The organism is Deferrisoma camini S3R1 (genome assembly GCF_000526155.1).
Lineage (GTDB): Bacteria > Desulfobacterota > Deferrisomatia > Deferrisomatales > Deferrisomataceae > Deferrisoma > Deferrisoma camini.
In genome coordinates this window covers 3,476,136-3,498,222 of record NZ_JAFN01000001.1, presented here as the reverse complement: position 1 = coordinate 3,498,222, position 22,087 = coordinate 3,476,136, and the positions used below count along the sequence as shown (strand labels likewise).

Sequence of the window (22,087 nt, the reverse complement as noted above, 5' to 3'; positions counted from 1 at the left end):
TGTGGACGGATACGAGGAGACCCATGAGTCGGAAACGAGCCCCTGCGGCCGCGGCCGCCCCTCCCAAGGAAAACCCCATCACCGTGTACGAGGCCTGGTGCAAGAAGTGCGGCATCTGCATCGCGTTCTGCCCGAAGAACGTGCTGGAGCGGGGGCCCGACGGCCACCCGGCGCCGGTGCGGCCGGAGGACTGCATCCGGTGCCACATGTGCGAGCTGCGCTGCCCCGACTTCGCGATCACCGTCAAGGACGAGGAGGACCAGACATGAGGCCCCAGGGATCCCGGGAGCTCCTGCTCCAAGGCAACGAGGCCGTGGTGGAAGGAGCCCTTGCCGTGGGATGTTCGTTCTACGCCGGCTACCCCATCACGCCCTCCACCGAGATCGCCGAGGGGCTGGCGGCCCGGCTGCCCGCCGTGGGCGGCACGTTCCTGCAGATGGAGGACGAGATCGGGAGCCTGGCGGCGTGTCTGGGCGCGAGCCTGGCCGGGGCCAAGGCCATGACGGCCACCTCGGGGCCGGGGTTCAGCCTGATGCAGGAGCTCATCGGCTACGGGTGCGTGGCGGAGATCCCGGTGGTGATCGTGAACGTGATGCGGGGCGGGCCGTCCACGGGGCTTCCCACCAGCCCGTCCCAGGGGGACGTGATGCAGGCCCGGTGGGGCACCCACGGCGACCACCCGATCATCGTGCTCACGGCCTCCTCGGTGCGGGAGGCGTTCGACATGACGGTGCGGGCGTTCAACCTGAGCGAGAAGTACCGCAACCCGGTGATCCTGCTCCTGGACGAGGTGGTGGGGCACATGCGCGAGAAGGTGCGGCTGCCGGCCCGGGGGGCGGTGGGCCGGGTGGACCGGATCCGGCCCAGCATGCCCCCCGAGTGGTACGCGCCCTACGACGAGACGAACACGGGCGTGCCGCCCATGGCGGCGTTCGGGGACGGGTACCGGTACCACGTGACGGGGCTGGTGCACGACCGGATGGGGTTTCCCACCCAGCAGAAGACCGAGATCGTCCAGGGGGTGAACCGGCTGTTCCGGAAGATCGAGAGGGGGTTCCGGGAGATCTGCCTCACCGAGGAGGCCAACACCGACGATGCCGAAGCGGTGGTGGTGGCCTACGGGTCGGTGGCGCGAAGCGCCCGGGAGGCGGTGGAGGAGCTGCGGGCCCAGGGGAAGAAGGCGGGGCTGCTGCGGCTCCAGACCCTGTGGCCGTTTCCGCGCGCCGCGTTCGAGCGGATCCTGGGGCAGGGCAGCGTCCGGTCGTTCCTGGTGTGCGAGATGAACCGGGGGCAGGTGTACCGGGAGGTGCTCCGGGTCGTCCGGGGCCGGAGCGACGTGCACAAACTCACCCGAAACGACGGCGAGCTCATCACCCCGGCCGAGATCGCCAAGGCCCTGCGGGAGTGGCTGTGATGGAACGGTCGAACCGACAGATCATCCAAAGGTATCTTCGCCACAACAAGAAGTTCCCCCACATCTGGTGTCCGGGCTGCGGCAACGGGGTGGTGCTGGGGTGCCTGCTGCGGGCCATCGACCGGATCGGGTGGATCAAGGACGACGTGGTGCTGGTCAGCGGGATCGGGTGCTCGAGCCGGGCGCCGGTGTACGTGGACTTCAACACCCTGCACACGGTGCACGGCCGGGCCCTGGCCTTTGCCACGGGGGTGAAGCTGGCCCGTCCCCACCTGCACGTGGTGACCCTGATGGGCGACGGAGACTCCGTGGGGATCGGGGGGAACCACTTCGTGCACGCCTGCCGCCGCAACATCGACATGACCGCGGTGATCATCAACAACCAGATCTACGGCATGACCGGCGGCCAGGTGAGCCCGGCCACGCCCCAGGGGGCCCTGTCGACGACCACGGTGTACGGCAACCTGGACCAGCCGTTCGACATCTCGCGGCTGGCCGAGGCGGCCGGGGCGACCTTCGTGGCCCGGTCCACCACCTACCACGTGAAGGAGCTGGAAAAGGTGCTGGGGCAGGCGTTTCGCCACGTGGGGTTCTCGGTGGTGGAGGTGGTGGCGGGGTGTCCCACCACCTACGGCCGGCGCAACAAGCTGGGGGGGCCGGTGGAGATGATGCGCTGGCAGAAGGAGAAGGCGGTGTCGGTGAAGAAGGCCCGGGAGATGGCGCCGGAGGAGCTGGCCGGCAGGATCGTCACGGGGGTGCTGGTGGACCGCGACGCCCCCGAGTACACCCGGGAGTACGAGAAGATCCGGGAGGCGGCCCGGGCCGCCCAGCCGGAGCCCACCGTGGAGGAGGACAAGGTCGACCGCACCGGCGCCGAGCCCTAACTACCAGGGTGCCGTCTCCCGCACCACACGGATCGAGTAGGGCTCGTGCCTCTTTCCTCGGGAAGAAGGAGGAGGGCGGGCCAAGGGGCCTGCCTCCGGCCGGGCGCGAAGCCGGGCGTTGAGATTCGCCGCGCAGGCACGAGGCACGGGAGTTGGCTTCATCACAATTGCGTGGAATCGGTACGATTTCGCGGTCCGAGCGGCAGGCGGCACTGCGCGGCGAGCGAAGGGGCCGCGCCCGGCGCTCCGGCAGGCCCCTTGCCCCCCGAACCGGGAGGGGAGCGCGCCCGTTTTGCTGCCGCCCCCCCCAAGGAGGAAACCATGCGGATCGAAGTACGGCTGGCCGGCTCCGGCGGACAGGGCCTGATCACGGCCGGCATCATCCTGGCGGAGGCCGCCGGCCTCCACGAAGGCAAGAACGTGGTCCAGACCCAGTCCTACGGCCCGGAGGCCCGGGGCGGGGCCAGCAAGGCCGAGGTGGTCATCGCGGACGGCCCCATCCACTACCCCAAGGCCCAGCGCCTCGACATCCTGCTGGCCATGACCCAGGAGGCGTGCGACCGGTACTTCCACGACCTCCAGCACGAGGGGGCCCTGCTCGTGGACGCGGACCTGGTGCCCACCCCGCCCAGCTCCTCGGCCCTGTCGGTGCCGATCGTGCGCAAGGTGCGCGAGGAGCTGGGCCGGGAGCTGTTCGCCAACATCGCGGCCCTGGGCGTGCTGGCGGGGGCGACCGGGGTGGTGGGGCTTCCGGCCCTCGAGGCCGCGGTGCTGGCCCGGGTGCCGGCCGGCACCGAGGAGCCCAACCGCAAGGCCCTGGAGCTGGGGTTCGGCCTCGGCCGCGACGCCGCGGCGAACCCCAGGGAGTCCGAACCCTACGAGGCCGACGAGTAACTTCGGGCCTTCGGTTTGGGGCCTCCGGCCCGCTAGGCTGCCAGGCGGCCGGGCGGCTGGGCCGCCTGGCGGCTCCCGAGCCGCTGCGCGGCGAGCTAAGGGGCCGCACCCGACTCTCCGGCAGGTCCCTTGCCCCCCGATCAGGGGAGTGGGGCGCCCATTTGTCCACCGACTCAACGGCACAGAACGAGGAGGGAGCCATGGCCCCGCCGTTTCGGCATCGCCAGAAGATCCGGTTCCGCGACACCGACTGCCAGGGGCACGTGTTCAACGCGAACTACTTCGCCTACTTCGACGACGCGGTCACCGACTTCCTGGAGGTCCGGGGTGTGCCCTACCCCTTGGTGACCGAGCGGGGCCACGACATGGTGCTGGTGAGGGCGGAGTGCGATTTCCGCTCGTCCGCGGTGTTGGGGGAGGAGCTGGAGATCCGGGTCCGGGTGGAGCGGTTCGGGCGCACCTCCATGACCTTCGTTCTCGAGGCCACCGAGGTCGGATCCGGCCGCACCGTGGCCGAGGGCCGGGAGGTGTACGTGGTGCTCGACCGCACCACGGGCCGCTCGTGTCCGGTGCCCGAGTACCTGAAGGACGCCCTGGCCGCAGACCGGCCCGCCTGACGACGCTTCCGCCCCACCGGAAAGGGCGCCAGAGGCCGGCCTCCCCCCCTGGCGCCCCCCTGGACCTCCCAGCTTCCCAGCTTCCTAGCCTCCTAGCCTCAAAAATACCCCTCCCGCATCATGAAGCGGTTGTCCGAGCCGTGAGGCAGGTGGCAGGCCAGGCAGTCGTTTCGCACCTCGCTCATCTTCGCCCGGAACCGCGGGGGCACGTGGTCGGGGGCGGTGTCGTGGCACAACGCGCACACCCGACTGCCCCGGGCCCGCAGGAACCGGTCGCCCTGCCGGTCGTGCCGGTGCTCGAGCTCGTGGCAAGCCGTGCAGTTCCTGGCCCCAACCGGCCCGTGAACGTAGCGGAAGGGCGTTCCGTCCTCCCCGGCCAACACCCCGGAATGGCAGTTCGAGCACAGCTCGTCGCGACTGCCCTTGAGGAGCTTCTCGGTGTTCGTCCCGTGGGGGTTGTGGCAGCCGGTGCACCGCCCCTTCCGCAGCGCCCCGTGCAGCATGCGTTGCTCCGACACCTTCTCCGGCAGGATGCCCGTGTGGCAGCTCGTGCACAGGGTCTTCTCCGGCCGCTTCAGCAGGGGCCGGAAGTCACTGATGTGGGGCAAGTGGCAGGTGTAGCAGTTGCCCTTTTCGAACACGCCGTGCACGTTCTTCACGCCCCGCAGCAGGATGCCGTGGCACCAGCCGCACAGGGTCACCGGCTCCTCCAGCAGGAACTTGTCCCGGACCCCCAGGTGGGGGTTGTGGCAGGCGATGCAGTCGATCTGGTAGACCGGCTTGTGGACCTTGTCGGTCTCGATGATCTCCGAGGTGCCGGTGATCTGGCCGTGGCACCGGGTGCAGTTCTTGCTGCCCTCGTACCGCAACTCCAGCTTCCCCTTGCGTACCTCGTGGCAGGCACTGCACCCTCCGTTCTGCAACGGGTAGTGCAGCTTGCCCCGCAGGAGCCCCGGATAGTCGGAGGCGTGGGGATCGTGGCAGAACGTACACTGGCGCACGTCGTCCATGGGCAGCCGGCCGTGGGCCGCCCGAAACCCCTCCTTGCGGAGGTTGTGGCACTGGCCGCAGACCCGATCGGCGGCCTTCAGCCCCTTGGGGTCGTGGGGGTTGTGACACGTCACACAGCCGTTCTTCAGCGCGGGGTGGCGGTTCTTGCCCTTGGCCGGATCCCCGTGGCAGTCCACGCACGCCTCCGACACCCCTTGCTTCAGCAGAACGGGCCGGTCCGACAGGTGGGGTTCGTGGCACAGGCGGCACTCCTCGAGCTCCCCGCCGTGCACCTCCGCCTTGGCCTCGTCGTGGCACCGGGCGCACAACCCCGGCGCCACGTCCTTGAGCAGCGAGGGGTACGTGCCCGCGTGGGGCTGGTGGCAGACGAAGCAGTTCCCGTCGTCCACCGGCCGGTGGTAGGAGCGGGGGTACCGGTCGGGGTCGGCCACGTCCTCGTGGCACCGGCGGCATAGGGCCAGGGCGTCGCCCCGAAGCATCGAGGGATACGCCGAGGCATGGGGGTCGTGGCATGCGCCGCAGGCCGAGTCGCCCACGTCCCCGTGGAGCGACGGCCTGGCCTGGGCGGCGTGGCAGGCCGAGCATCCCCCCCGGCCCTTGCGGAGCAGGGCCGGATCGAACGACACGTGGGGGTCGTGGCATCGCAAGCAGTCGGGGGTGATCTCCCGAGTGTGGCGATTCTTCTTGATCACCGCCCGCAGGGACTCGGTACCCACCTTGTGACATTGGAGGCACAGGTCGGGCACCCGGTCCTTGAGGGTGAGGCTGCCCCGCGAGAACCCATGGCACGGGTTGCACGACTCGATGCCTCCGGCGTGGGCCCGGGGCCGGCGGAATCCGTCCTCCGCGTCTCCCTCGAAACCGGGGCGGTACAGGAGCGGGATCACGGTGTCCCCCACCACCACGTTGTTCCGACCGGGGTTGAGGTCCAGGGACCCGGAGAACACCTTCCCTTTGAACAGATACAGGTCGAACCGGCCCGGCTCGGTCCGCCGCCCTTCGGACACCACCCGGGCCGTGAGCGCGTCCACCGGTTCGCCCAACACGTATCCAAGAACCGGCACGGGCGACTCCGTGATCAGGGAATTGGGGGGGGGATAGACGAACAGAACCTCCGCAGCCCCGGCCCGAAGGGCGGTGGCCAGGAGCAAAGCAGCGGCCGAGGCGGCCACGATCCACCGGCGCCGTCGAGCCTCGGGCATGGGAGCCTCCGTGCGGGGCAGAGATTGTTTCCGGGTTCACAAGGGCGGCCCCGTCGCCAGGGCCGCCCTACTCTACCCAAACGGAGGTTGCCGGTTCAAGAAACCCCGGTCAAAGCCCCAAAAGCTCCAGAAAGCATCCCCCTCCGCCCCCGCCACCGCCGGAGACGGTCGGGCCCGGCGGGGGATCGTTCTCCACGAACGAGACCACCCGGGCCGCCGGGGTCGCTGTGGGCGCGGTGGCCTCGGTCACGGAGACCGGAGCGTTCGTCTCCGGCCCCAGGTTGCCGGTGCCGTCGTACGCGGCCACGGACACCGTGTAGTCGCCCACGGGGAGCTCCCGGACGGCCACGGTGGTCACCGGCCCGTACAGGGTTCGGTTGCCCGTGCCCCAAGAGACGACATAGCCGGCTACGTCCGGATCCTGCGGGGCGTCCCATGCCAGGTCGAATCCGCCGCTGGTCTCGGTGACCCTCAGGTTGGAGGCCGCCCCAGGGGCAACCGTGTCGCCCGACGGTGAGGACGAAGACACCAGGGTCCATCCTTGAGCACTCAGGTCGGGGTCCAGATAGGCCACCCCCGCCCAGATGGACACGTTCGGCTCGCCCACGGCCAAGGGCACCGAGGTTCCTCCCGACCCGATGCTGCCGAGCAGCAACGGGCTCCCCCCGAAGGGCAGCTTCACAACCGCCAGGCCCCAGGCCGCTGCGTCCGGAACCCCGGAAAGGGTCAGCGTCGCGTCTTCGCCCGCGGTTCCACCCGAGTACACCGCTCCCAAATAGGCGGGGAGCCCCGCAGACAACGAGCTCTGGGATGCAAGCCCGTCGGCCCACTGCACCGACCCATAGTTCTCCCCCTCCTCGTAGTCCATGACCGCGGTGGCCCCCACGAACCCCAGGAACAGGTCCGGCAGCCCTTGAAACCCGTTCGAGGTGGCGAACGCGTCCAACGCCGGCAGGATCCTGAGGCCGTCCAGGCGGATGCGCTGCCACACGTCGAACAGGGCCGGCCGGCCCCCCACGTGCTCGGACAGATACTTGGCGAAGATCACGGACCCGTAGGCCCGGGTCACGTAGCTCAGGTCGTTGGAGCGCACGGGCAGGCCGTTCTCCAGGTAGTACGTCCACCCCGGCCGGCCTCCGCTCTGTTGGAAATACTGGTAGTAGTCGTTCACCGCGTCGAACACCTCATCCTCCATCCAGGTGGAGGAGCACTCGAACCACCAGTCGTCCTCGTTGGGGATCCAGGCCTGGGGCTCGTACAGGAAGTGGAACACGTGGAACAGCTCGTGGGCGGCGGTGATCTTCATGGCGCCGTGGATCTTCGCCGGTGCCGACGCCCCCTCCCCGTTCGGGGGCACGAAGCTCAGGTCGTTGTTCACCACGATATAGGGCACCCCGTCGGGCTGGGTGAAGGCGTAGGTTCCGCTCCCGATGTTTTCGATGGGGGTGCTGGGGTCGGAGTTCCCGATGTACACCGGGATCAGGTTCCCCTCGACCACGGGATGCGTGTACCCCATGTCGCCCACCTCGACCCGAAAGGCCGCCTCGAAGTAGGCCGCCCAGCGCTCCACCACGTCCGGGATGCCGTTGCCCCCGACGGCGGGGTCGTCCGCGTCCACCGGGCCATCGTCCGCAGGCGGCGTGGTGCCGTCCTCGTTGGTGAGATCTGGCCCCCATTCGATGGAGAAGTTGTCGGTGACCAGGCGGTTGGCGAGCACGGCCGTGCCCGTTTTGCCGGCGGCGGTCCGGAACGCGGCCCGGCCGGCCGGGGGCCGGTCGTCGAGCAGGTCCGCGGCCTCGGCCCGCAGTTCCGGGGGCATCCGGCCGAGCGCCGCCCGGACCCTCCGAAGGATCGGGGTGCCGCACCGGACCACCCACGGCTCGGCCTCCGGCCCGGACGAAAGGGCCCGCAGCCCTCGGCCCGAGGCCGTTTCCATCCGGAGTTCGGCGGGCAGGCGCTCCGGCGCCCGCACCGCGTACAGCCGGTACAGCTCCGCCCGCCCCTCACTCATCTCGCCCCGGGCCTCCATGCCCCGGAGCCGGGCCTCGAAATCCGCCGCCGGCGCCGGACCGGCCCAGGCCGGCGGCCCGAGGGTCAGGAGCAGGGCCGCAACGGCCCCCAGCCGCCACCATGGCACGCTCATCGTTTCTCCTTCGGAAACAGGTAGGGGCGCAGGGCTTCCTGCACGTCGGGCCGAAGCCGAGGAAACCGGCTGCGGGCCTCCCGCAGCACGGGGGTCCCGTCGCGGATGGGAACGTCGCCCCGGAACCGCTGGGGCAGCCGCTCGTCCCCCACCACGGCGAACACCCGGTATAGGGTTGCCGTGTCCGGGTCGATCTCCCCCGCGCTCACGGCCCGGGCGATCAGGTCCAGCGACGTCGCCCCCTCGGGCGGGGCCGGCGCCCGGCCCATGGCCATGGCACCGCACGCCCACAGTCCCACCACCGCCAGCAGAAGCCCCCGGATCCGCATGGTTCCTCTCCTTTCGTCCCCTCATTCTTTTCGGCGGCCGGGCCGATCAGGGTTAGATGCAGCGACCGGCGGAGACGCACCGTGGCGAGACTGCTCGACCAACTATTTAGACGCGAAAGCCGGGCCCGGGCTTACACCCCCACGCCCCTGGCCCAGAAGGCCGCGTTCCGCGAGGAGCGGGCCCGGGCCCACCTGCGCCGTCGGCTCATGCGCCTGCGCGCCCAGGCGGGCCGAAAGACCCAGGAAGCCCTCCAACTGCTCCCCCTGCTCCTCCACGTGAACCGGCCCGGGCTGCCGGGCTTTGTCGACGACCCGGCCTGTCCGGTGGGCATCGCCGACTACGCCCCCTCCAACGACGCGATCCGGCTGGCCCGCCGGCTGTTCCCCGAGGCCCGGATCAAGCGTTCCGCGTTCTACCGCCCCGCGGTGGACCTGGTGGCCGTGATGGGAAGCGCCGGCTCGATCGGATTCACGGGCGAATCGGACCTGGACGTGTGGGTCTGCCACAGCCCCCACCTCTCCGACGCCGCGGTGGATGCGTACGGCGCCAAGGTACGGGCCGTGGAGCAGTGGCTGAACCGTCACGCAGACGTGGAGTTTCACCTCTTCCTCCAGTCCACGGCCGACATCCGGGTGAACGACTTCGGCCAAACCGACCTGGAGGGCTGCGGCTCCGCCATGGGCGCCCTCCTCAAGGAGGAGTTCTACCGCACCCACATCCTGCTGGGCGGAAAGCTTCCCGTGTGGTGGGTGCTCCCCCAGGGCCTCCCGCCCCCCGCCTATGCGGAGCACCTGGAGCGGCTCCTCGCGGACCCCACCCTGGTGACCGACAGCTACGTGGACCTGGGCCCTGTGGCCACGGTGCCGGTGGGGGAGCTGTTCGGCGCCGCGGTGTGGCAGATCGCGAAGGGGGAGAAGGCGCCCTTCAAGTCGGCCCTCAAGCTGGGGCTCCTGGAGAAGACCCTGTGCTCCAACGAGCCCCCACCCCCCCTGTGCGAGGAGGTGAAGCGCCGCGTCCACGCCGGGGAGACCCCCGACCCGTACTGCGTGCTGTTCGATGCCGTGGTGGAACACTACCGCAGCCGGGGGGACCCGGCCACCGAGGATCTGCTGGCCCGGTGCTTCTATCTGAAGACAGGGGTCCACGTCGACCCCGACCGGATCGAGGCCTGTCTCGAGGACTCCGGCGACCTGGGGGTGATGGCCCGGTACACCCGGGAGTGGGGGTGGGGTCCCCGCCGGATCCGGCACCTGAACGAGTTCCGGCGCTGGAAGTTCGAGCGGGTCCGCGAGCTCGCCGAGGAGCTCGACCGGTACTTTCTGCGCACCTACCAGCGCATCCGCGCCCGGCTGGACCACGCCGGAGAGACCCAGCGGATCACGGCCCGGGACCTGACCGTGCTGGGCAGGAAGCTTCAGATCCGCTACCGCAAGGCCCCCCACAAGGTCGAGACCCTCCGGTTCGTCACGCCGGGGGTGGGCGAGCCGCACCTGACCCTGTACCGGGAGACCCTGCCCGGCGGCGATGCACCCTGGCGCCTCTACCGGGGGCACGTGAGCCCCTCGAACGTGGAGCACAAGGCCAACGACCTGCTCCGGGAGGCCGAGGATCCGCTCGAGCCGCTGGTATGGGCCGCCCACAACGGCATCCTCGGCCCCCGCAGCCAGCTGGGGTGTTGGGACACCGATCGCCGGGTGTCCGGCGCCGACCTCGAGCCGATCGCCCGGGTCCTCTCGCGGATGCTCGGCCAGGTCCGGGGCCACAGCCCCGACGCCCCCACCCTTCTGCGTCCGCCGCGCACGGAGCACCTGGCCGTGCTCGGGCAGCCGGGGCTGGGGGGCGGATTCGCCGTGGTATGGGCCACGAGCTGGGGCGAGGTGTTCTACCGGTCGTGGACCGGGCCCGGGGCCTACGCCCGGCTGGTGGAGGACACCCTGCTGCCGTTCCTGACCCAGCCCCCTCCCCGGGGCCGGCTGTGGGTGCACGCCCCGTCCCCCAAACTGGGCAGCCACCGCATCGCTCTGCCCCTGGACCGGCGGCTGCCCGAGATCGTCGAGTGGATCGGCCCCGATCTCCCGAAGGGGACCCGGCGCCGGTACGTGTGCGGCGTGGAGGGAGGGATCTCGGTGCTCGACCAGACCGCCCCGGACCGATGCACCCACCGGATGGCGTTCGACCGGGAGGACCTGCTCCGGCTCCTCGGGGCGGTGGGCCCCTACCAGCGGGTGGAGACCCGGGTGGAGCGCCAGGCCGGCGACCTGGCGCTGTTGGCCACGTTGGTGGAGGAGTCCCAACCGGGGCTGCTGGACCTGTTCGTCCTCCGGGACGGAGACCGGGACTGGGTGTTCGTGGTGGACGAGGTGGGCAACCTGAGCCACTGGACCGGACCGGCAGACCCCCAGCCCTACGTATTGGCCCGGCTTCTCCACTTCCTGGAGAACGTGTTCCCGGACGTGGCGGCCCAGCCCCGCAGCGTGGTGGCCGGGAAGGATCTCATGGACGTGCTGCGCATCCACACCGTGTTGTTCGAGGGCACCTGTCGGGCCTTCACCGCCACCCAGGACCACCTGAGCAGGGTTCGCAGCCTGGGGCTCCACCCCGTGGGCCTGGTGATCGAGCGGGTCGCCTCCCCGGCGGCCGACTCCCCCCCCGGTTACCGCATCACCTGGGGGATGCAGGTCATCGACAGCACCCGCTACGCCAACCCCCTGGCCGAGGTGCGGCGCCGGATCCTCGAGGCCCGGCTCTCGGGCCTGGAGTACGAGGTGTTCATCACCCGCCTGTTCCTGGACGAGGGGTTCCGGAGGGAGCACTGCGGCGAGGTGGCCGCCACGGGGCACTACCTGTTCTACAAGAAGGCGATCGAGCAACGGCTCGCGGGTTGACCGCGGGTTTTGGGCCGTGGGCCACCGGATCAACCGCCGACAGACGAGCAGATCCATTCCAGGGCCAGGCGGGGCGCCGCGCGCCAGGCCGTGCGCAGGGCCTCGGTCTCGGCCGGGGTCTTCTCGGTCCACAGGGGGCTGCGCAGGGGCAGGTCGCTCACGTAGGTGAGGGCGGCGCCGTCCAGGCCCAGGGCCTGGCACGCGGCGTAGAAGGCCGACAGCTCCATCTCCAGGGCGTCGTACCCCCGGGCCTTCAGAAACCGCAGGTTCTCCTCCGACTCGAACGACACCGGCCCCACGGTGAACACCCGGCCGGTGTGCACCCGCTCGTCCCTCTCCTTGAGGAACCGGCGCAGGTCGTCGGGCACCCTCACCGCGAACGGGTGCGCCCCGTCCACCACCCTGCGGAACCCCTCGCGCACGTATCGGGTGTACCCCTCGCCGTCGGCCACCGCCTCGGGAAGAAACCAGTCTCCCAGCTCCAGGGGGTCGGCTAGCCCCCCCACCGCGCCCACGAACAGCGCCTTTCGGGCGGGGGTGAGGGCCAGGGCCGCCAGGCAGTCGCCGATCCGGCTCGGGCCCACGCCCGTGTGCACCACGGTCACGGGCTCCCCCTGGAACACGGCGGTGAACCCTTGGAAGAAGAACCGGGGGTTCAGGTCGGCCGTCACGTCCTCGACGTGGCGGCGAAACGACGAGAGCGGAACGAACGGGGTCACCACCACCCGGGGAGCCACCTCGTCGGGCCGGCACCCGAGCACCGTGGCCACCACCCGGCCGGGGTCGCCCAGGGCCTCGACCGGCGGGCGGATCATGCCCCGATCCCCAGCCGCTTGATCTGGTAGCGCAGGGTGCCCCGGTCCATGTCGAGCAGCCGGGCCGCCTGGGCCTTGTTCCCCCCTGCCAGCCGCAGGGCCTCGCCGATCAGGTATCGGGCCACCTCGTCCATGACCCGGTCGAACGACACCCCCCGCAGGATCTCCACCTCCTGGGGGATCCACACCCCCCCCTCCTCCGCCGGGCGGCCCCGGAGGATCTCGGGCGGCAGGTGCTCGGGCCGGATCCAGTCGGTCTCCTCCAGGATCAGGATCCGCTCGATGGTGTTCTTGAGCTCCCGCACGTTGCCGGGCCACCGGTAGCCCAGGAGGAAGTCCTCGGCCTCGGGCGAGAACCCCTGCACGTTCTTGTGGAACCTGCGGTTGGCGTCCTGGATGAAGTGCTGGGCCAGGGGCAGGATGTCGGCCTTGCGCTCCCGCAGGGGCGGGATGTCGATGTGGATGATCTTCAGCCGGTAGTACAGGTCCTCGCGGAACCGGCCGGTCTTTCGCTTCTCGTCCAGGTCCTGGTTGGTGGCTGCCAGGATCCGCACGTCCACCGCCAGCTCGTCGAGCCCCCCCACCCGCCGGATCTTGCGCTCTTCGAGCACGCGCAGCAGCTTGGCCTGGAGCCCCACGTCCATGTCCCCGATCTCGTCCAGGAACAGGGTGCCGCCCTGGGCCCGCTCGATCAGGCCGATCTTCCGGGCCTTGGCGTCGGTGAACGCCCCCTTCTCGTACCCGAACAGCTCGCTCTCCAGCAGGTTGCCGGGGATGGCCGCGCAGTTGATGCCCACGAACGGCTTGTCGGCCCGGGGGCTCTCGGCGTGCACGGCCCGGGCGATCATCTCCTTGCCGGTACCGCTCTCCCCCTGGATCAGCACCGTGACGTCGGGGTTCTGGGCCACCTTGCGCACCATGTCCAGGACCTTGAGCATGGCCGGGTCCCGGGCCACGATGTTCCCCAGGTCCGTGGCCCCCAGGGCCTCCTCCCGCAGCTCCTTGACCTCGCGCTTCAGGTGCCGGGCCTCCAGGGCCAGGCGGACGATCACCTCGATCTCCCGGGACTTGAACGGCTTGTTCACGTAGTCGTAGGCCCCGAGCCGCATCGCCTCGACCGCGGTCTCCACGCTGCCGTAGGCGGTCATCATGATCACCAGCAGGTCGGGCTGGGCCGCCTTGAACTCCCGAAGCAGGTCGATGCCCGAGGCGTCGGGAAGCCGCAGGTCCAGCAGGGCCAGGGCGAACTCCCCGGCCGTGAACACTTTGCGGGCCTCGGCCGCGCTGGCCGCGGTGACCACGTCATACCCCTTGTGGCCGAGCATCTGGCCCAGGGATTTGCGGATGAGGGCTTCGTCGTCCACGATCAGGATCCGATCGGCCATGGAACGCTCCGTGGGATAGGCTGGAAGGCCAATAGGCTAGAAAGCTGGGAGGCTAGGAGGCTGGAACGCCTCCCGGCCCTCGCCGTTTCACTGAGCACACACCGGATCTGCCTCCATCTAACCGCCCAGCCGTTTACCCATGGGCCGGGAGCTCCACCGTGAACCGGGTGCCCCGGCCGGGCTCCGACTCCACGTCGATCCGGCCGCCGTGCTGCTCCACGATGCTGTGGGCGATCGACAGCCCCAGCCCCGTGCCCTCGTTCTTCGTGGTGAAGAACGGGTCGAACGCGTGGGCCAGGGTCTCGGGGTCCATCCCCGGACCCGTGTCCTCCACGACGATCCGCACCCACCCGTCCTCGGCCGAGGACACCCGAACCCGGATCTCGCCGCCCTCGGGCGTGACCTCCAGGGCGTTGATCGCCAGGTTCAGGAAGAGCTGCTTGAGCTTCTCCGGGTCCCCCTCGATCTTGGGGTTGGGGCCGAGGTCCAGGCAGAAGGCCACGCCCTTCCGGCCGCACTGCTTCTCGAAGGTGCGGTGCCACTCCAGGGCCTTGGCCATCCGCATGGGCCGGGCCTCCACCGGCTGGGGCCGGGCGAAGTCCAAGAGCCCCCGGATCAGGGCCTCGAGCCGGTCGATCTCGGCGTGCATGTCGGCCACCAGGCTTCGCCCCCCCTCGGACAGGCCCCCTTCCTCTGCGAGCACGTCCAGGCTGATGGCCATGCCGGTCAGGGGGTTGCGGATCTCGTGGGCGATGCCCGCGGCCAGCTGCCCGATGGACGCCAGCCGGGCCATTCGCTGCACCCGCTCGTCCAGCCGGCGGCGCTCGGTGAAGTCCTGGACGATCACCGTGGCCCCCCGGGGCGATCCCTCGCCCATGGGCACCAGGCTCACCAGCAGGTTGCGCAGGGCCGGCCCGCTGCCCAGGTCGATCTGGATCTGCTCCAGGGGCGAGTCGCCGGCCATGACCCGGCGCAAGGCCTCCAGGAACTCGGGCCGCCCCAGGTACCGCTCCATGGGGTTTCCCTCGGGGGTCTCGCGCACGTCCAGAAGCCGCCGGGCTGCCGGGTTCATGAGCACCACCCGGCGCTGGGGGTCCAGGGCTACCACCCCGTTGGGGGTGACCGACAGGATCGCGTCCCGGAGGTCCCGCTCCTCCCGGATCTGGCGGAAGAACTGGGTGGCCTCGATGGCCTTGGCCGCCTGGGCCGCGAAGATCGCCAGGATCTCCTCGTGGGTGCTGGTGAACGGGGCGGTCCCCCGGGATTCGAGGGCCAGCACGCCCAGGGTCTCGCCCTCGCTCAGCAGCGGCACGGCCAGGTGGTTGCGGCGCTCGGCATAGGGTGCGTCGGCCCGGCCCCGGTCGGCCACCCGCAGGGGCCGGCCCTGGCGGGCCACCCACCCCGGGATGCCGTACCCCACCTCCACCTCGTCGCGAGCCGGCCGCCGGCCCGCCCAGGCGGCCAAGAGGAGACGGTCCCCTCCGGGGTCCCGGAGGTACACCGCCCCTGCGTCGGCAGCGGTGAGGCCCACCGCCTCGTCCACCACCATGCGCAGCAGCCGGTCCAGGTCCAGGGTGGACGACATCTCCCGGCCCACCCTCTGCAGGGCCAGGAGCTGACGCACCCGGGCCTCGTTGGCGTCGTGAAGGAGCTCGTTCTCGAAGGCCAGGGCCACGCAGTCGGCCGCGATCCGCGCCGCAGGCTCCAAACCATCCGGGTCGGCCGCGTCCGCCGACACCAGGCCCACGGCCCGGTCGTGGCTCTGGGCCGGCACGTGGAGGCGCCACACCCCGTCGGCCCGCCGCTCCCGGACCGTTCGGCGGGCCATCACCGCCTCGGCCTCCGGCCCACCGGCGCGCAGGTCCAGGGCCGGAGGTGGGGGCACGCCCTCGGGCCAGGCCACCGGCTCGGCAAGGGTGGTGCCCGGCCCCATGCGGTACACGCACGCCATCCCGAACCCCGCGGCCCCAAGCACCTCCACGGCCCGACGGGCCACCTCCTCGCCCGACCGGGCCGAGGCCAGGGCCGAGGTCAGGGGGATCAGCTTGTCCAAAGGGTTCTCGGGGGCGGGTGCGGGGCGGCTCATGGGATCCTGGGCGACGGATGGTGAAAATTCACTCTACCACGGCCGAGCCGAGCCGGGGAATAGGGGTCACAGGCCGGCTTCCACCTCGGCCAGGATCTGGTCGTCCCGGTGGTGGCCCAGGACCGCGGCGTGGGAGGGGCACACGGCCGCGCAGGCCCCGCACCCCCGGCAGGCCCCCGGCTCCACCCGCCGGGCCGCCAGGCCGCCCCCCGGCCGGATCGCGCCGGCCGGGCACGCGGCCTCGCACAGGCCGCAGGCGGCGCACCGGTCCGGGTCCACCCGGGCGACCCGCGGGTTCAGGGGCAGGCGGCCCCGCAGCAGCAGGGCCAGGGCCCGGGCCGCGGCCGCCCGACCCGAGGTGACGGCCTCGTCCAGGGTGCGGGGCCCCAGGCACGCCCCGGCCAGGAGCACCCCGGCCGACGCGGCCTCCACCGGCCGGAGCTTCGGGTGGGCCTCCAGGAAGAACCCGTCCGGCCCCCGGCCGAGGCCCAGGGCCCGGGCCACCTCCGACGCGTCGGGGCGGGGACGGGCCCCGCAGGCCAGCACCACCAGGTCGGCCGGCGCCTCCTCGACCCGGCCCACGAGGGTGTCCTCGAACCGCACCACCGCCCGCCCCTCCCGTGCGAACACCTCGGACACCCCGCCCCGCCGGAACTCCACCCCCTCTCGACCGGCGGCCTCGTAGTCCTCCTCCGCCCCCCGGGAGTAGGCCCGCAGGTCCATGTAGAGCACCCGAACCCGGGCACCCGGGTTGCGGGCCCGCAGCTCCCGGGCCTGGCGCACGCTGACCATGCAGCACACGCGCGAGCAGTGGAACGCACCGGCCGTGCGGTCGCGGGAGCCCACGCACTGCACGAACACGACCCCTTCCACCGGCCGGCCGCCCACCGCCACCGGGCCCTCGCCGGAGCGGAGCCGCTCCTCGAGCTCGGCCTGGGTGACCACCCCGGGCACCGTTCCGTACCCGAGCTCGGGCCGGCCCTCCCGGGGAGAGTCGGGGGCGTACAGGCCGTATCCCGTGGCCACCACCAGCGCCCCCACGGTCTCCTCGGCCCGGCCGTCCGGCGAGGCGATCCCCACCCGGAACGCGCCCGGGACCCCCTCCACCCCGACCACCCGGGCCCCGGTCCGCACGGAGACCGCGGGCCGGCCGGTCACCCGGCCCACCAGGGCTTCGAGCCAGGGGCCCACCGGCTCGCCCCCCGGGAAGGCCCGGCCGAGGTCCCGGGCCCTCCCGCCCAGCCGCTCGGCCCGCTCGACCAGAACCACCTCGATGCCGGCCCCGGCCAGGGTGTCGGCCGCGGTCAGGCCGGCCGGGCCGCCGCCCACCACCAGGCACCGCCGCTCCACCGCGGCCTCGCCGGCCTCCAGGGGCTCGTGGCGGAGCACCCGGGCCACTCCCATGGCCACCAGCGCCCGGGCCTTGGCCGTGGCCACCGCGGGCTCCGGATGGACCCAGGCGCACTGCTCCCGCACGTTCACGTGCTGGAGCAGGTGGGGGTTCCGACCCGCCTCGGCCAGAACCCTGCGGAACGTCTCCTCGTGCATCCGGGGCGAGCAGGCCGCCACCACAACCCGGTCGGCCCAACCGGCCTCCACGTCGGCCCGGATCAGATCCTGGCCGGGCTTGGAGCACAGGTACGGGTAGTCCCGCACCAACACCACCCCGGCCTCGCCGGCCAGGCGCTCGGCCACGGCCCGCACGTCCACCGTGGCCGCGATGTTGCGGCCGCAGTGGCACAGGTACACCGCCACCCGCCGGCTCACCGGCCCGCCCCCCGGGCCAGGTGGGCGAGCGCGGCGCCGGCCGCGGCCGATCCCGAGGCCACCGCGTCGGGGATGTCCATGGGGCCCAGGCAGGTCCCGGCCAGGAACACCCCGGGCCGGCCCGACACGGCCGGGTCGCGCCGGTCCGCCGGCTCCAGGAAGCCGTCCGGGCCCAGCCCCACGCCCACGGTGCGGGCGAGTTCGGTCAGGCCTTCGGCGGGCCGCAGCCCCGCCGCCAGCACCACCAGATCGGCCGGCAGCTCCTCGACCCGGCCGAGCAGGGTGTCCTCGAACCGCACCGCCACCCGGTCGGCCCGGCGGTACACCTCGGCCGGGTTCCCCCGCCGCACCACCACGCCCGCGCGCTGGGCCCGCTCCAGGAACTCCTCGTACCCCTTGCCGAAGCAACGAAGGTCCATGTAGAGCACCGTGACCGCCGCGTCCGGCAGCTTCTCCCGGAGCACCAGGGCCTGCTTCATGCTCGCCATGCAGCACACCCGGGAGCAGTGGGCCGCGCCAACCGTGCGGTCGCGGGAGCCCACGCACTGGAGGAACACGATCCGCGAGGGGGTCCGATCCCCGACCCGCACCTCGCCGCCGGTGGGGCCCGAGGCCGACAGGAGCCGCTCCATCTGGAGGTTGGTCACCACCTGGGGATACCGGCCGAACCCCAGCTCGGGCCGGCCCTCGGCCGGGTCGCCGGGCCGGTACAGACGGTACCCGGCGGCCACCACCACGGCGTCCACCCGCACCTGCTCGCGCCGCTCGGCCTCGTCCAACCGGATCGCGCCCACGTCGCAGGCCGCCACGCACCGGGGCCCGTCGCGGCCGCACCGGCCCCGGGTGAGCTGCAGGCACCTGGCGGGGTCCACGGCGTAGGCCGCGGGCACGGCCTGGGGGAACGCGAGGTCGATGGCCGCGCCCTTGGAGAGCCCCAGGTCGAACCCCCGCGGCACCCGTCCGGCCAGCCGGCACGCCTCGGCGCACCGGCCGCACGCCACGCACGCCTCCGGGTCCACGTACCGGGGCCGCACCCGGAGCCGCACCCGGAACCCGGTGCCCTCGGCCGCCACCCCCTCCACCTCGGTGCGGGTGAGCAGCCGCACCCGGGGGTGGCGGCCCACCTCCGAGGTGCGGGGGGTCAGGGTGCACGAGGAGCAGTCCAGGGTGGGGAAGGTCTTGTCGAGGCGGGCCATGTTCCCCCCCACGTACTCCGCCCGCTCCACGAGCACCACCTCCACCCCGGCTTCGGCCAGGTCCAGCGCGGCCTGGATGCCGGCGATGCCGGCGCCGACGACGAGGGCACGGCGCAACGATCAGGCTCCCTGCGGGCCCTGGGAAACGGAGAGCACGGGCCTCAGCCCCGGGCCTCGCGCACCGCCTTGGTGAGCTCGGGCACCACCTTGAACAGGTCCCCCACGATGCCGTAGTGGGCCACCCGGAAGATCGGGGCCTTGGGGTCCTTGTTCACGGCCAGGATCAAGCCCGCGTCCTTCATGGCGGTCACGTGCTGAAACGCGCCGGAGATGCCCAGGGCGATGTAGACCTTGGGCTTCACCGTCTTGCCCGAGATGCCCACCTGGCGCTCCTTGGGCAACCAGCCCAGGTCCACCACGGGCCGCGAGCACGACAGGGTGGCGCCCAGCGCCTCGGCCAGCTCCCGGGCCACGTCCAGATCCTCGGGGTCTCCGATGCCCCGGCCCACGCTGACCAGCACGTCGGCCTGGGTGATGTCCACCTCTCCTGCGGCCTCCTGGATCCACTCCACGAACCTCCGGCCCACCTCGGCCGGCACCTCGGCGGCCTCGGTCTCGGCCGGCACCTCGGCCGACCCCGGCGCCGCCTCCGCGGCGCCGGGCCGGAGGGTCACCACCACGGTGGGCGCCTGGGCCAGCCGCACCCGGGCCTGGAGCTTGCCGGCGTACACCGTGCGAACCGCCAGGAATCCGCTGTCGTCCCGTTGCAGGGAGAGCACGTCGGTGGCCACCGGCGCACCCAGCCCCGCGGCCAGGGCCGGGGCCCAGTCCATGCCGGCGGCCGAGTGGGCGCCCAGGACCACGGCCGGCCGCTCCCGGGTCGCCATCCGTTCGAGGGCCGCGGCCACGGCCACCCCGTTGAACCCGGCCAGGCTCTCGTGCTCCACCCGGACCACCCGGTCGATCCCGGCCGGCAGGCCCGCGGCCGGGGCTTCGGTCTCGCCGGGGCCGCCCAGTACCACCGCGGTGACCGGCCCCGCGCCCAGCGCCCGGGCCGTGGCCACCAGCTCGCCGGTCACCTCCCGGAGCTCGCCGTTGCGGTGCTCCGCGATCACCCACACGCTCACAGCACACCTCCCTTCTCCCGCAGCACGGCCACGGCCTTCCGGGCCACCTCGGCCGGGCTCCCCTCCAGCATCTCGGCCTCGCGGCCGGGGGGGGGCGGCTCCAGCGCCTCCAGCATGGTCAACGCCCCCAGCCGGCCGATCTCGTCCGGATCGACGCCCAGGTCGGCCAGGCCTCGGACCTCCAGGGGCTTGGACCGGGCCTTGCGGATGCCCAGGATCGAGACGTACCGGGGTTCGTTGATGCCGGTCTGGACGGTCACCAACGCCGGCAGCTCCAGCTCCACCCGCTCGAACCACCCCGCCTCCAGCTCCCGATCGCACACGATCCGGCCGTCCTGCAGCTCCAACCGGCACACCAGCGCGGCCCAGGGCACCCCCAGGAGCACCGCGAGGGTCGGCCCCACCACGGCATACCCGTCGTCCGCCGCCTGGGCCCCGCACAGGTACAGGTCGAACCGCTCCTCCCCGACCGCAGCGGCCAGGGCCCGGGCCACGGCCGCCGGCCCCAGGGCGGGAAACGACTCGTCCCAGACCCGCACGGCCCGGTCGGCGCCCACGGCCAGGCACCTCCTCAAGCTGTCCTCGTGCTCGCCCGGGCCGATCAGGAACGCGGTCAGGGAGCCGCCCGTGGCCTCCTTGAGGCGGGCCGCCTCCTCCAGGGCGAACCGGTCCCACTCGTTCATCTGAAACGGCAGGTCCTCGGCGCGCACCGACCGGCCGTCGGGGCCGATCCGGAGATCCGCCTCGGCCGCGTCGGGCACGTGCTTCACAAACACCGCTAGGTTCATCGCACCTCTCCTTTGTCTTGGGCCTTCGGCCCGCTAGGCGGCTGGGCAGCTGGTGTAGCGTTTCCGGAATCTAGTGGTATTCCCAGGGGGTGGTGGGGCTGGGGGCTCCTCCTTCGCTGAACGGCCTCGCAGGGGCCGCCTCGGCGCGGTCCGCTGCGCCGCGTGAGAGCACGCGCCGCGGCCGCTCCCCTGGCGCCGGGCGGCCCAGGCTGCTCGGCCGTCGCGCTTCGTCGGATCCCCCAGCCCCACCACCGCAATCCGCATACTTTTTGCGAAGCGAAACGCTAGTTCCTGGCCTCTAGTTTCTAGTCTCTAGCCCGCAGGGGTCTGGGAGATCTTCCACCCCCCTCCACACGAGCTCGGCCAAGTCCACGATCTCCAGGGCGTCCTCCAGCCCCGCGGTCTTGCGGGCGTCCTCCAGCGTGAGCAGGCAGAACGGGCAGGCCGTGACCACGGCGTCCACCCCCATGTCAGCGGCGGTGCGAACCCGCTGCTGGGCGTTTCGCTCGCCCTCGCCGAGCCCCTCGAGCCACATGCGTCCGCCCCCACCCTCGCAGCACAGGCTGCGCTCGCGCGAGCGGTCGAACTCCACCAGCTCCACCCCGGGCACGGCCGCGATCGCCGCCCGGGGCTCCTCGTACACCCCGTTCTGCTTGCCCAGGTAGCAGGGATCGTGAAAGGCGACCCGCAGCGGCACCTCCCGCCGGAACGGAATCCGGCCCTCGCCCGCCAGGCGGGCCAGCACCTGGGAGAAGTGCAGGGCGGACACCGCCGGGTCGTAGTCGGTGCGCAGCGCGTTCATGCAGTGGGGCGAGGTGGTCAGCACCGTCTCCGGGGCCACCTCGTCCAGCAGCGCTTGGTTCGCCTCGGCCAACTCCTCGAACAGCCCCAGCTCCCCCAGCCGCAGCATCTCGCTGCCGCAGCACGACTCCTCGTTGCCCAGGGTGGTGAACGGGTACCCGGCGGCCCGCAGAATCCCGGCCAGGGCCCGGGCCGCCTCCTGGCACCGGGGGTCGTAGGCCGGGGTGCACCCCACGAACCACAGGTTCGGCGCCTCGTCCCCCTCCTCCAGGGTCGGCACCCCCAGGCCGTCGGCCCAGGCGAAGCGCTTCCGGCGGGAACGGCCCCAGGGGTTCCCGTGCTTGAGGGCGGACTCCAGCGCGTCCATCACGGTCTGGGGGATCCGGCCCTCCTCGATCTTGAGGGTCCGGATCTCCCGGATCACGGCCACGGGCTCCAGGCCCCGGGGGCACCGGTCGGCGCAGGTGCGGCACGCCGTGCAGTCCCACACCTCCTCGCGCTCCACCAGCACCTCGCCGTCCTCCCGGATCAACGCCTCGTACAGGAGCCGCCGGGAGTTCAAGGGGGAGCGCAGCCCCACCGGGCACCCCCCGGTGCAGCGGCCGCACTGGAGGCACGCCGCGAGCTCGTACCGCTCGGCCAGGGGAACCCCTTCGATGTCCCGCAACTTGCCCACGAACCACCTCTTTTGGGCCTTCGCCCGCTGGAAGGCTAAAAGGCTAGGAGGCTGGGAGGCGAAAAA

At 72.1% G+C, this 22,087-nt stretch carries 17 protein-coding genes; 6 read left to right on the top strand and 11 right to left on the bottom strand.

The features are described from left to right. The first annotated feature begins 23 nt into the window (after positions 1-23). The 5 genes from DEFCA_RS0115420 (at position 24) to DEFCA_RS0115400 (ending at position 3,809) form a co-directional block, all read left to right on the top strand. Positions 24-269 carry a 4Fe-4S dicluster domain-containing protein gene (locus DEFCA_RS0115420; protein WP_025323908.1) on the top strand — a complete coding sequence of 82 codons (246 nt, stop codon included), beginning with the start codon at positions 24-26 and terminating at the stop codon, positions 267-269. Continuing rightward, positions 266-1,414 carry a 2-oxoacid:acceptor oxidoreductase subunit alpha gene (locus DEFCA_RS0115415; RefSeq protein WP_025323907.1) on the top strand — a complete coding sequence of 383 codons (1,149 nt, stop codon included), beginning with the start codon at positions 266-268 and terminating at the stop codon, positions 1,412-1,414. The genes DEFCA_RS0115420 and DEFCA_RS0115415 overlap by 4 nt, the downstream gene beginning before the upstream one ends. Next, the gene (locus DEFCA_RS0115410; RefSeq protein ID WP_025323906.1) at positions 1,414-2,298 is read left to right on the top strand and encodes a 2-oxoacid:ferredoxin oxidoreductase subunit beta; all 885 of its coding nucleotides are present in this window, start codon (positions 1,414-1,416) and stop codon (positions 2,296-2,298) included. The genes DEFCA_RS0115415 and DEFCA_RS0115410 overlap by 1 nt, the downstream gene beginning before the upstream one ends. Positions 2,299-2,619: 321 nt before the next feature. After that, positions 2,620-3,192 (top strand): 2-oxoacid:acceptor oxidoreductase family protein, encoded by a 573-nt coding sequence (locus tag DEFCA_RS0115405; RefSeq protein WP_025323905.1) that lies wholly within the window; start codon positions 2,620-2,622, stop codon positions 3,190-3,192. Between the two features lie 200 nt (positions 3,193-3,392). Next, positions 3,393-3,809: an acyl-CoA thioesterase gene (locus tag DEFCA_RS0115400; RefSeq protein WP_025323904.1), complete on the top strand. Its 417-nt coding sequence runs from the start codon at positions 3,393-3,395 to the stop codon at positions 3,807-3,809. A 98-nt stretch (positions 3,810-3,907) separates the two neighbouring features. Here the strand turns inward: DEFCA_RS0115400 and DEFCA_RS0115395 are convergent, their stop codons facing one another. From DEFCA_RS0115395 to DEFCA_RS0115385, 3 genes are all read right to left on the bottom strand, one after another. Then, complete coding sequence (locus DEFCA_RS0115395) at positions 3,908-6,022, bottom strand: cytochrome c3 family protein (RefSeq protein ID WP_025323903.1); 2,115 nt, start codon at positions 6,020-6,022, stop codon at positions 3,908-3,910. A gap of 109 nt (positions 6,023-6,131) precedes the next feature. Further along, the gene (locus DEFCA_RS0115390; RefSeq protein ID WP_025323902.1) at positions 6,132-8,165 is read right to left on the bottom strand and encodes a fibronectin type III domain-containing protein; all 2,034 of its coding nucleotides are present in this window, start codon (positions 8,163-8,165) and stop codon (positions 6,132-6,134) included. Continuing rightward, positions 8,162-8,494, bottom strand: coding sequence for a hypothetical protein (locus DEFCA_RS0115385; protein ID WP_025323901.1), 333 nt, complete (start codon positions 8,492-8,494; stop codon positions 8,162-8,164). Before DEFCA_RS0115385 ends, DEFCA_RS0115390 begins: the two co-directional genes overlap by 4 nt. Before the next feature lie 81 nt (positions 8,495-8,575). On the opposite strand from DEFCA_RS0115385, the gene DEFCA_RS0115380 reads away from it, so the two are divergent. Then, complete coding sequence (locus tag DEFCA_RS0115380) at positions 8,576-11,380, top strand: class I adenylate cyclase (protein ID WP_025323900.1); 2,805 nt, start codon at positions 8,576-8,578, stop codon at positions 11,378-11,380. 29 nt (positions 11,381-11,409) lie between these two features. Here DEFCA_RS0115380 and DEFCA_RS0115375 read toward each other — a convergent pair whose 3' ends face one another. The 8 genes from DEFCA_RS0115375 to DEFCA_RS24370 all read right to left on the bottom strand — a co-directional run bounded on the left by DEFCA_RS0115375 (position 11,410) and on the right by DEFCA_RS24370 (position 22,021). After that, entirely contained in the window at positions 11,410-12,195 is a 786-nt protein-coding gene (locus tag DEFCA_RS0115375) for a phosphorylase family protein (RefSeq protein WP_025323899.1), read from the bottom strand. Continuing rightward, positions 12,192-13,580 (bottom strand): sigma-54-dependent transcriptional regulator, encoded by a 1,389-nt coding sequence (locus DEFCA_RS0115370; protein ID WP_025323898.1) that lies wholly within the window; start codon positions 13,578-13,580, stop codon positions 12,192-12,194. Before DEFCA_RS0115370 ends, DEFCA_RS0115375 begins: the two co-directional genes overlap by 4 nt. Positions 13,581-13,713: 133 nt before the next feature. Continuing rightward, positions 13,714-15,666 (bottom strand): ATP-binding protein, encoded by a 1,953-nt coding sequence (locus DEFCA_RS0115365; protein ID WP_084319297.1) that lies wholly within the window; start codon positions 15,664-15,666, stop codon positions 13,714-13,716. 66 nt (positions 15,667-15,732) lie between these two features. Beyond that, positions 15,733-17,433, bottom strand: a complete 1,701-nt coding sequence (locus DEFCA_RS0115360) for a CoB--CoM heterodisulfide reductase iron-sulfur subunit A family protein (protein WP_025323896.1) — start codon at positions 17,431-17,433, stop codon at positions 15,733-15,735. Then, positions 17,430-18,746 carry a CoB--CoM heterodisulfide reductase iron-sulfur subunit A family protein gene (locus DEFCA_RS0115355; RefSeq protein WP_025323895.1) on the bottom strand — a complete coding sequence of 439 codons (1,317 nt, stop codon included), beginning with the start codon at positions 18,744-18,746 and terminating at the stop codon, positions 17,430-17,432. The genes DEFCA_RS0115360 and DEFCA_RS0115355 overlap by 4 nt, the downstream gene beginning before the upstream one ends. A 44-nt stretch (positions 18,747-18,790) precedes the next feature. Further along, the gene (locus tag DEFCA_RS0115350) at positions 18,791-19,756 is read right to left on the bottom strand and encodes an electron transfer flavoprotein subunit alpha/FixB family protein (RefSeq protein WP_025323894.1); all 966 of its coding nucleotides are present in this window, start codon (positions 19,754-19,756) and stop codon (positions 18,791-18,793) included. After that, positions 19,753-20,544, bottom strand: a complete 792-nt coding sequence (locus DEFCA_RS0115345; RefSeq protein ID WP_025323893.1) for an electron transfer flavoprotein subunit beta/FixA family protein — start codon at positions 20,542-20,544, stop codon at positions 19,753-19,755. Before DEFCA_RS0115345 ends, DEFCA_RS0115350 begins: the two co-directional genes overlap by 4 nt. A 298-nt stretch (positions 20,545-20,842) precedes the next feature. Further along, complete coding sequence (locus DEFCA_RS24370; RefSeq protein ID WP_025323892.1) at positions 20,843-22,021, bottom strand: (Fe-S)-binding protein; 1,179 nt, start codon at positions 22,019-22,021, stop codon at positions 20,843-20,845. Positions 22,022-22,087 lie beyond the last annotated feature (66 nt).

Excerpts from the sequence above, each read along its gene's own strand:
- DEFCA_RS0115420 (WP_025323908.1), top strand. The coding sequence starts at position 24 with ATGAGTCGGAAACGAGCCCCTGCGGCCGCGGCCGCCCCTCCCAAGGAA.
- DEFCA_RS0115415 (WP_025323907.1), top strand. The coding sequence starts at position 266 with ATGAGGCCCCAGGGATCCCGGGAGCTCCTGCTCCAAGGCAACGAGGCC.
- DEFCA_RS0115410 (WP_025323906.1), top strand. The coding sequence starts at position 1,414 with ATGGAACGGTCGAACCGACAGATCATCCAAAGGTATCTTCGCCACAAC.
- DEFCA_RS0115405 (WP_025323905.1), top strand. The coding sequence starts at position 2,620 with ATGCGGATCGAAGTACGGCTGGCCGGCTCCGGCGGACAGGGCCTGATC.
- DEFCA_RS0115400 (WP_025323904.1), top strand. The coding sequence starts at position 3,393 with ATGGCCCCGCCGTTTCGGCATCGCCAGAAGATCCGGTTCCGCGACACC.
- DEFCA_RS0115395 (WP_025323903.1), bottom strand. The coding sequence starts at position 6,022 with ATGCCCGAGGCTCGACGGCGCCGGTGGATCGTGGCCGCCTCGGCCGCT.
- DEFCA_RS0115390 (WP_025323902.1), bottom strand. The coding sequence starts at position 8,165 with ATGAGCGTGCCATGGTGGCGGCTGGGGGCCGTTGCGGCCCTGCTCCTG.
- DEFCA_RS0115385 (WP_025323901.1), bottom strand. The coding sequence starts at position 8,494 with ATGCGGATCCGGGGGCTTCTGCTGGCGGTGGTGGGACTGTGGGCGTGC.
- DEFCA_RS0115375 (WP_025323899.1), bottom strand. The coding sequence starts at position 12,195 with ATGATCCGCCCGCCGGTCGAGGCCCTGGGCGACCCCGGCCGGGTGGTG.
- DEFCA_RS0115370 (WP_025323898.1), bottom strand. The coding sequence starts at position 13,580 with ATGGCCGATCGGATCCTGATCGTGGACGACGAAGCCCTCATCCGCAAA.
- DEFCA_RS0115365 (WP_084319297.1), bottom strand. The coding sequence starts at position 15,666 with ATGAGCCGCCCCGCACCCGCCCCCGAGAACCCTTTGGACAAGCTGATC.
- DEFCA_RS0115345 (WP_025323893.1), bottom strand. The coding sequence starts at position 20,544 with ATGAACCTAGCGGTGTTTGTGAAGCACGTGCCCGACGCGGCCGAGGCG.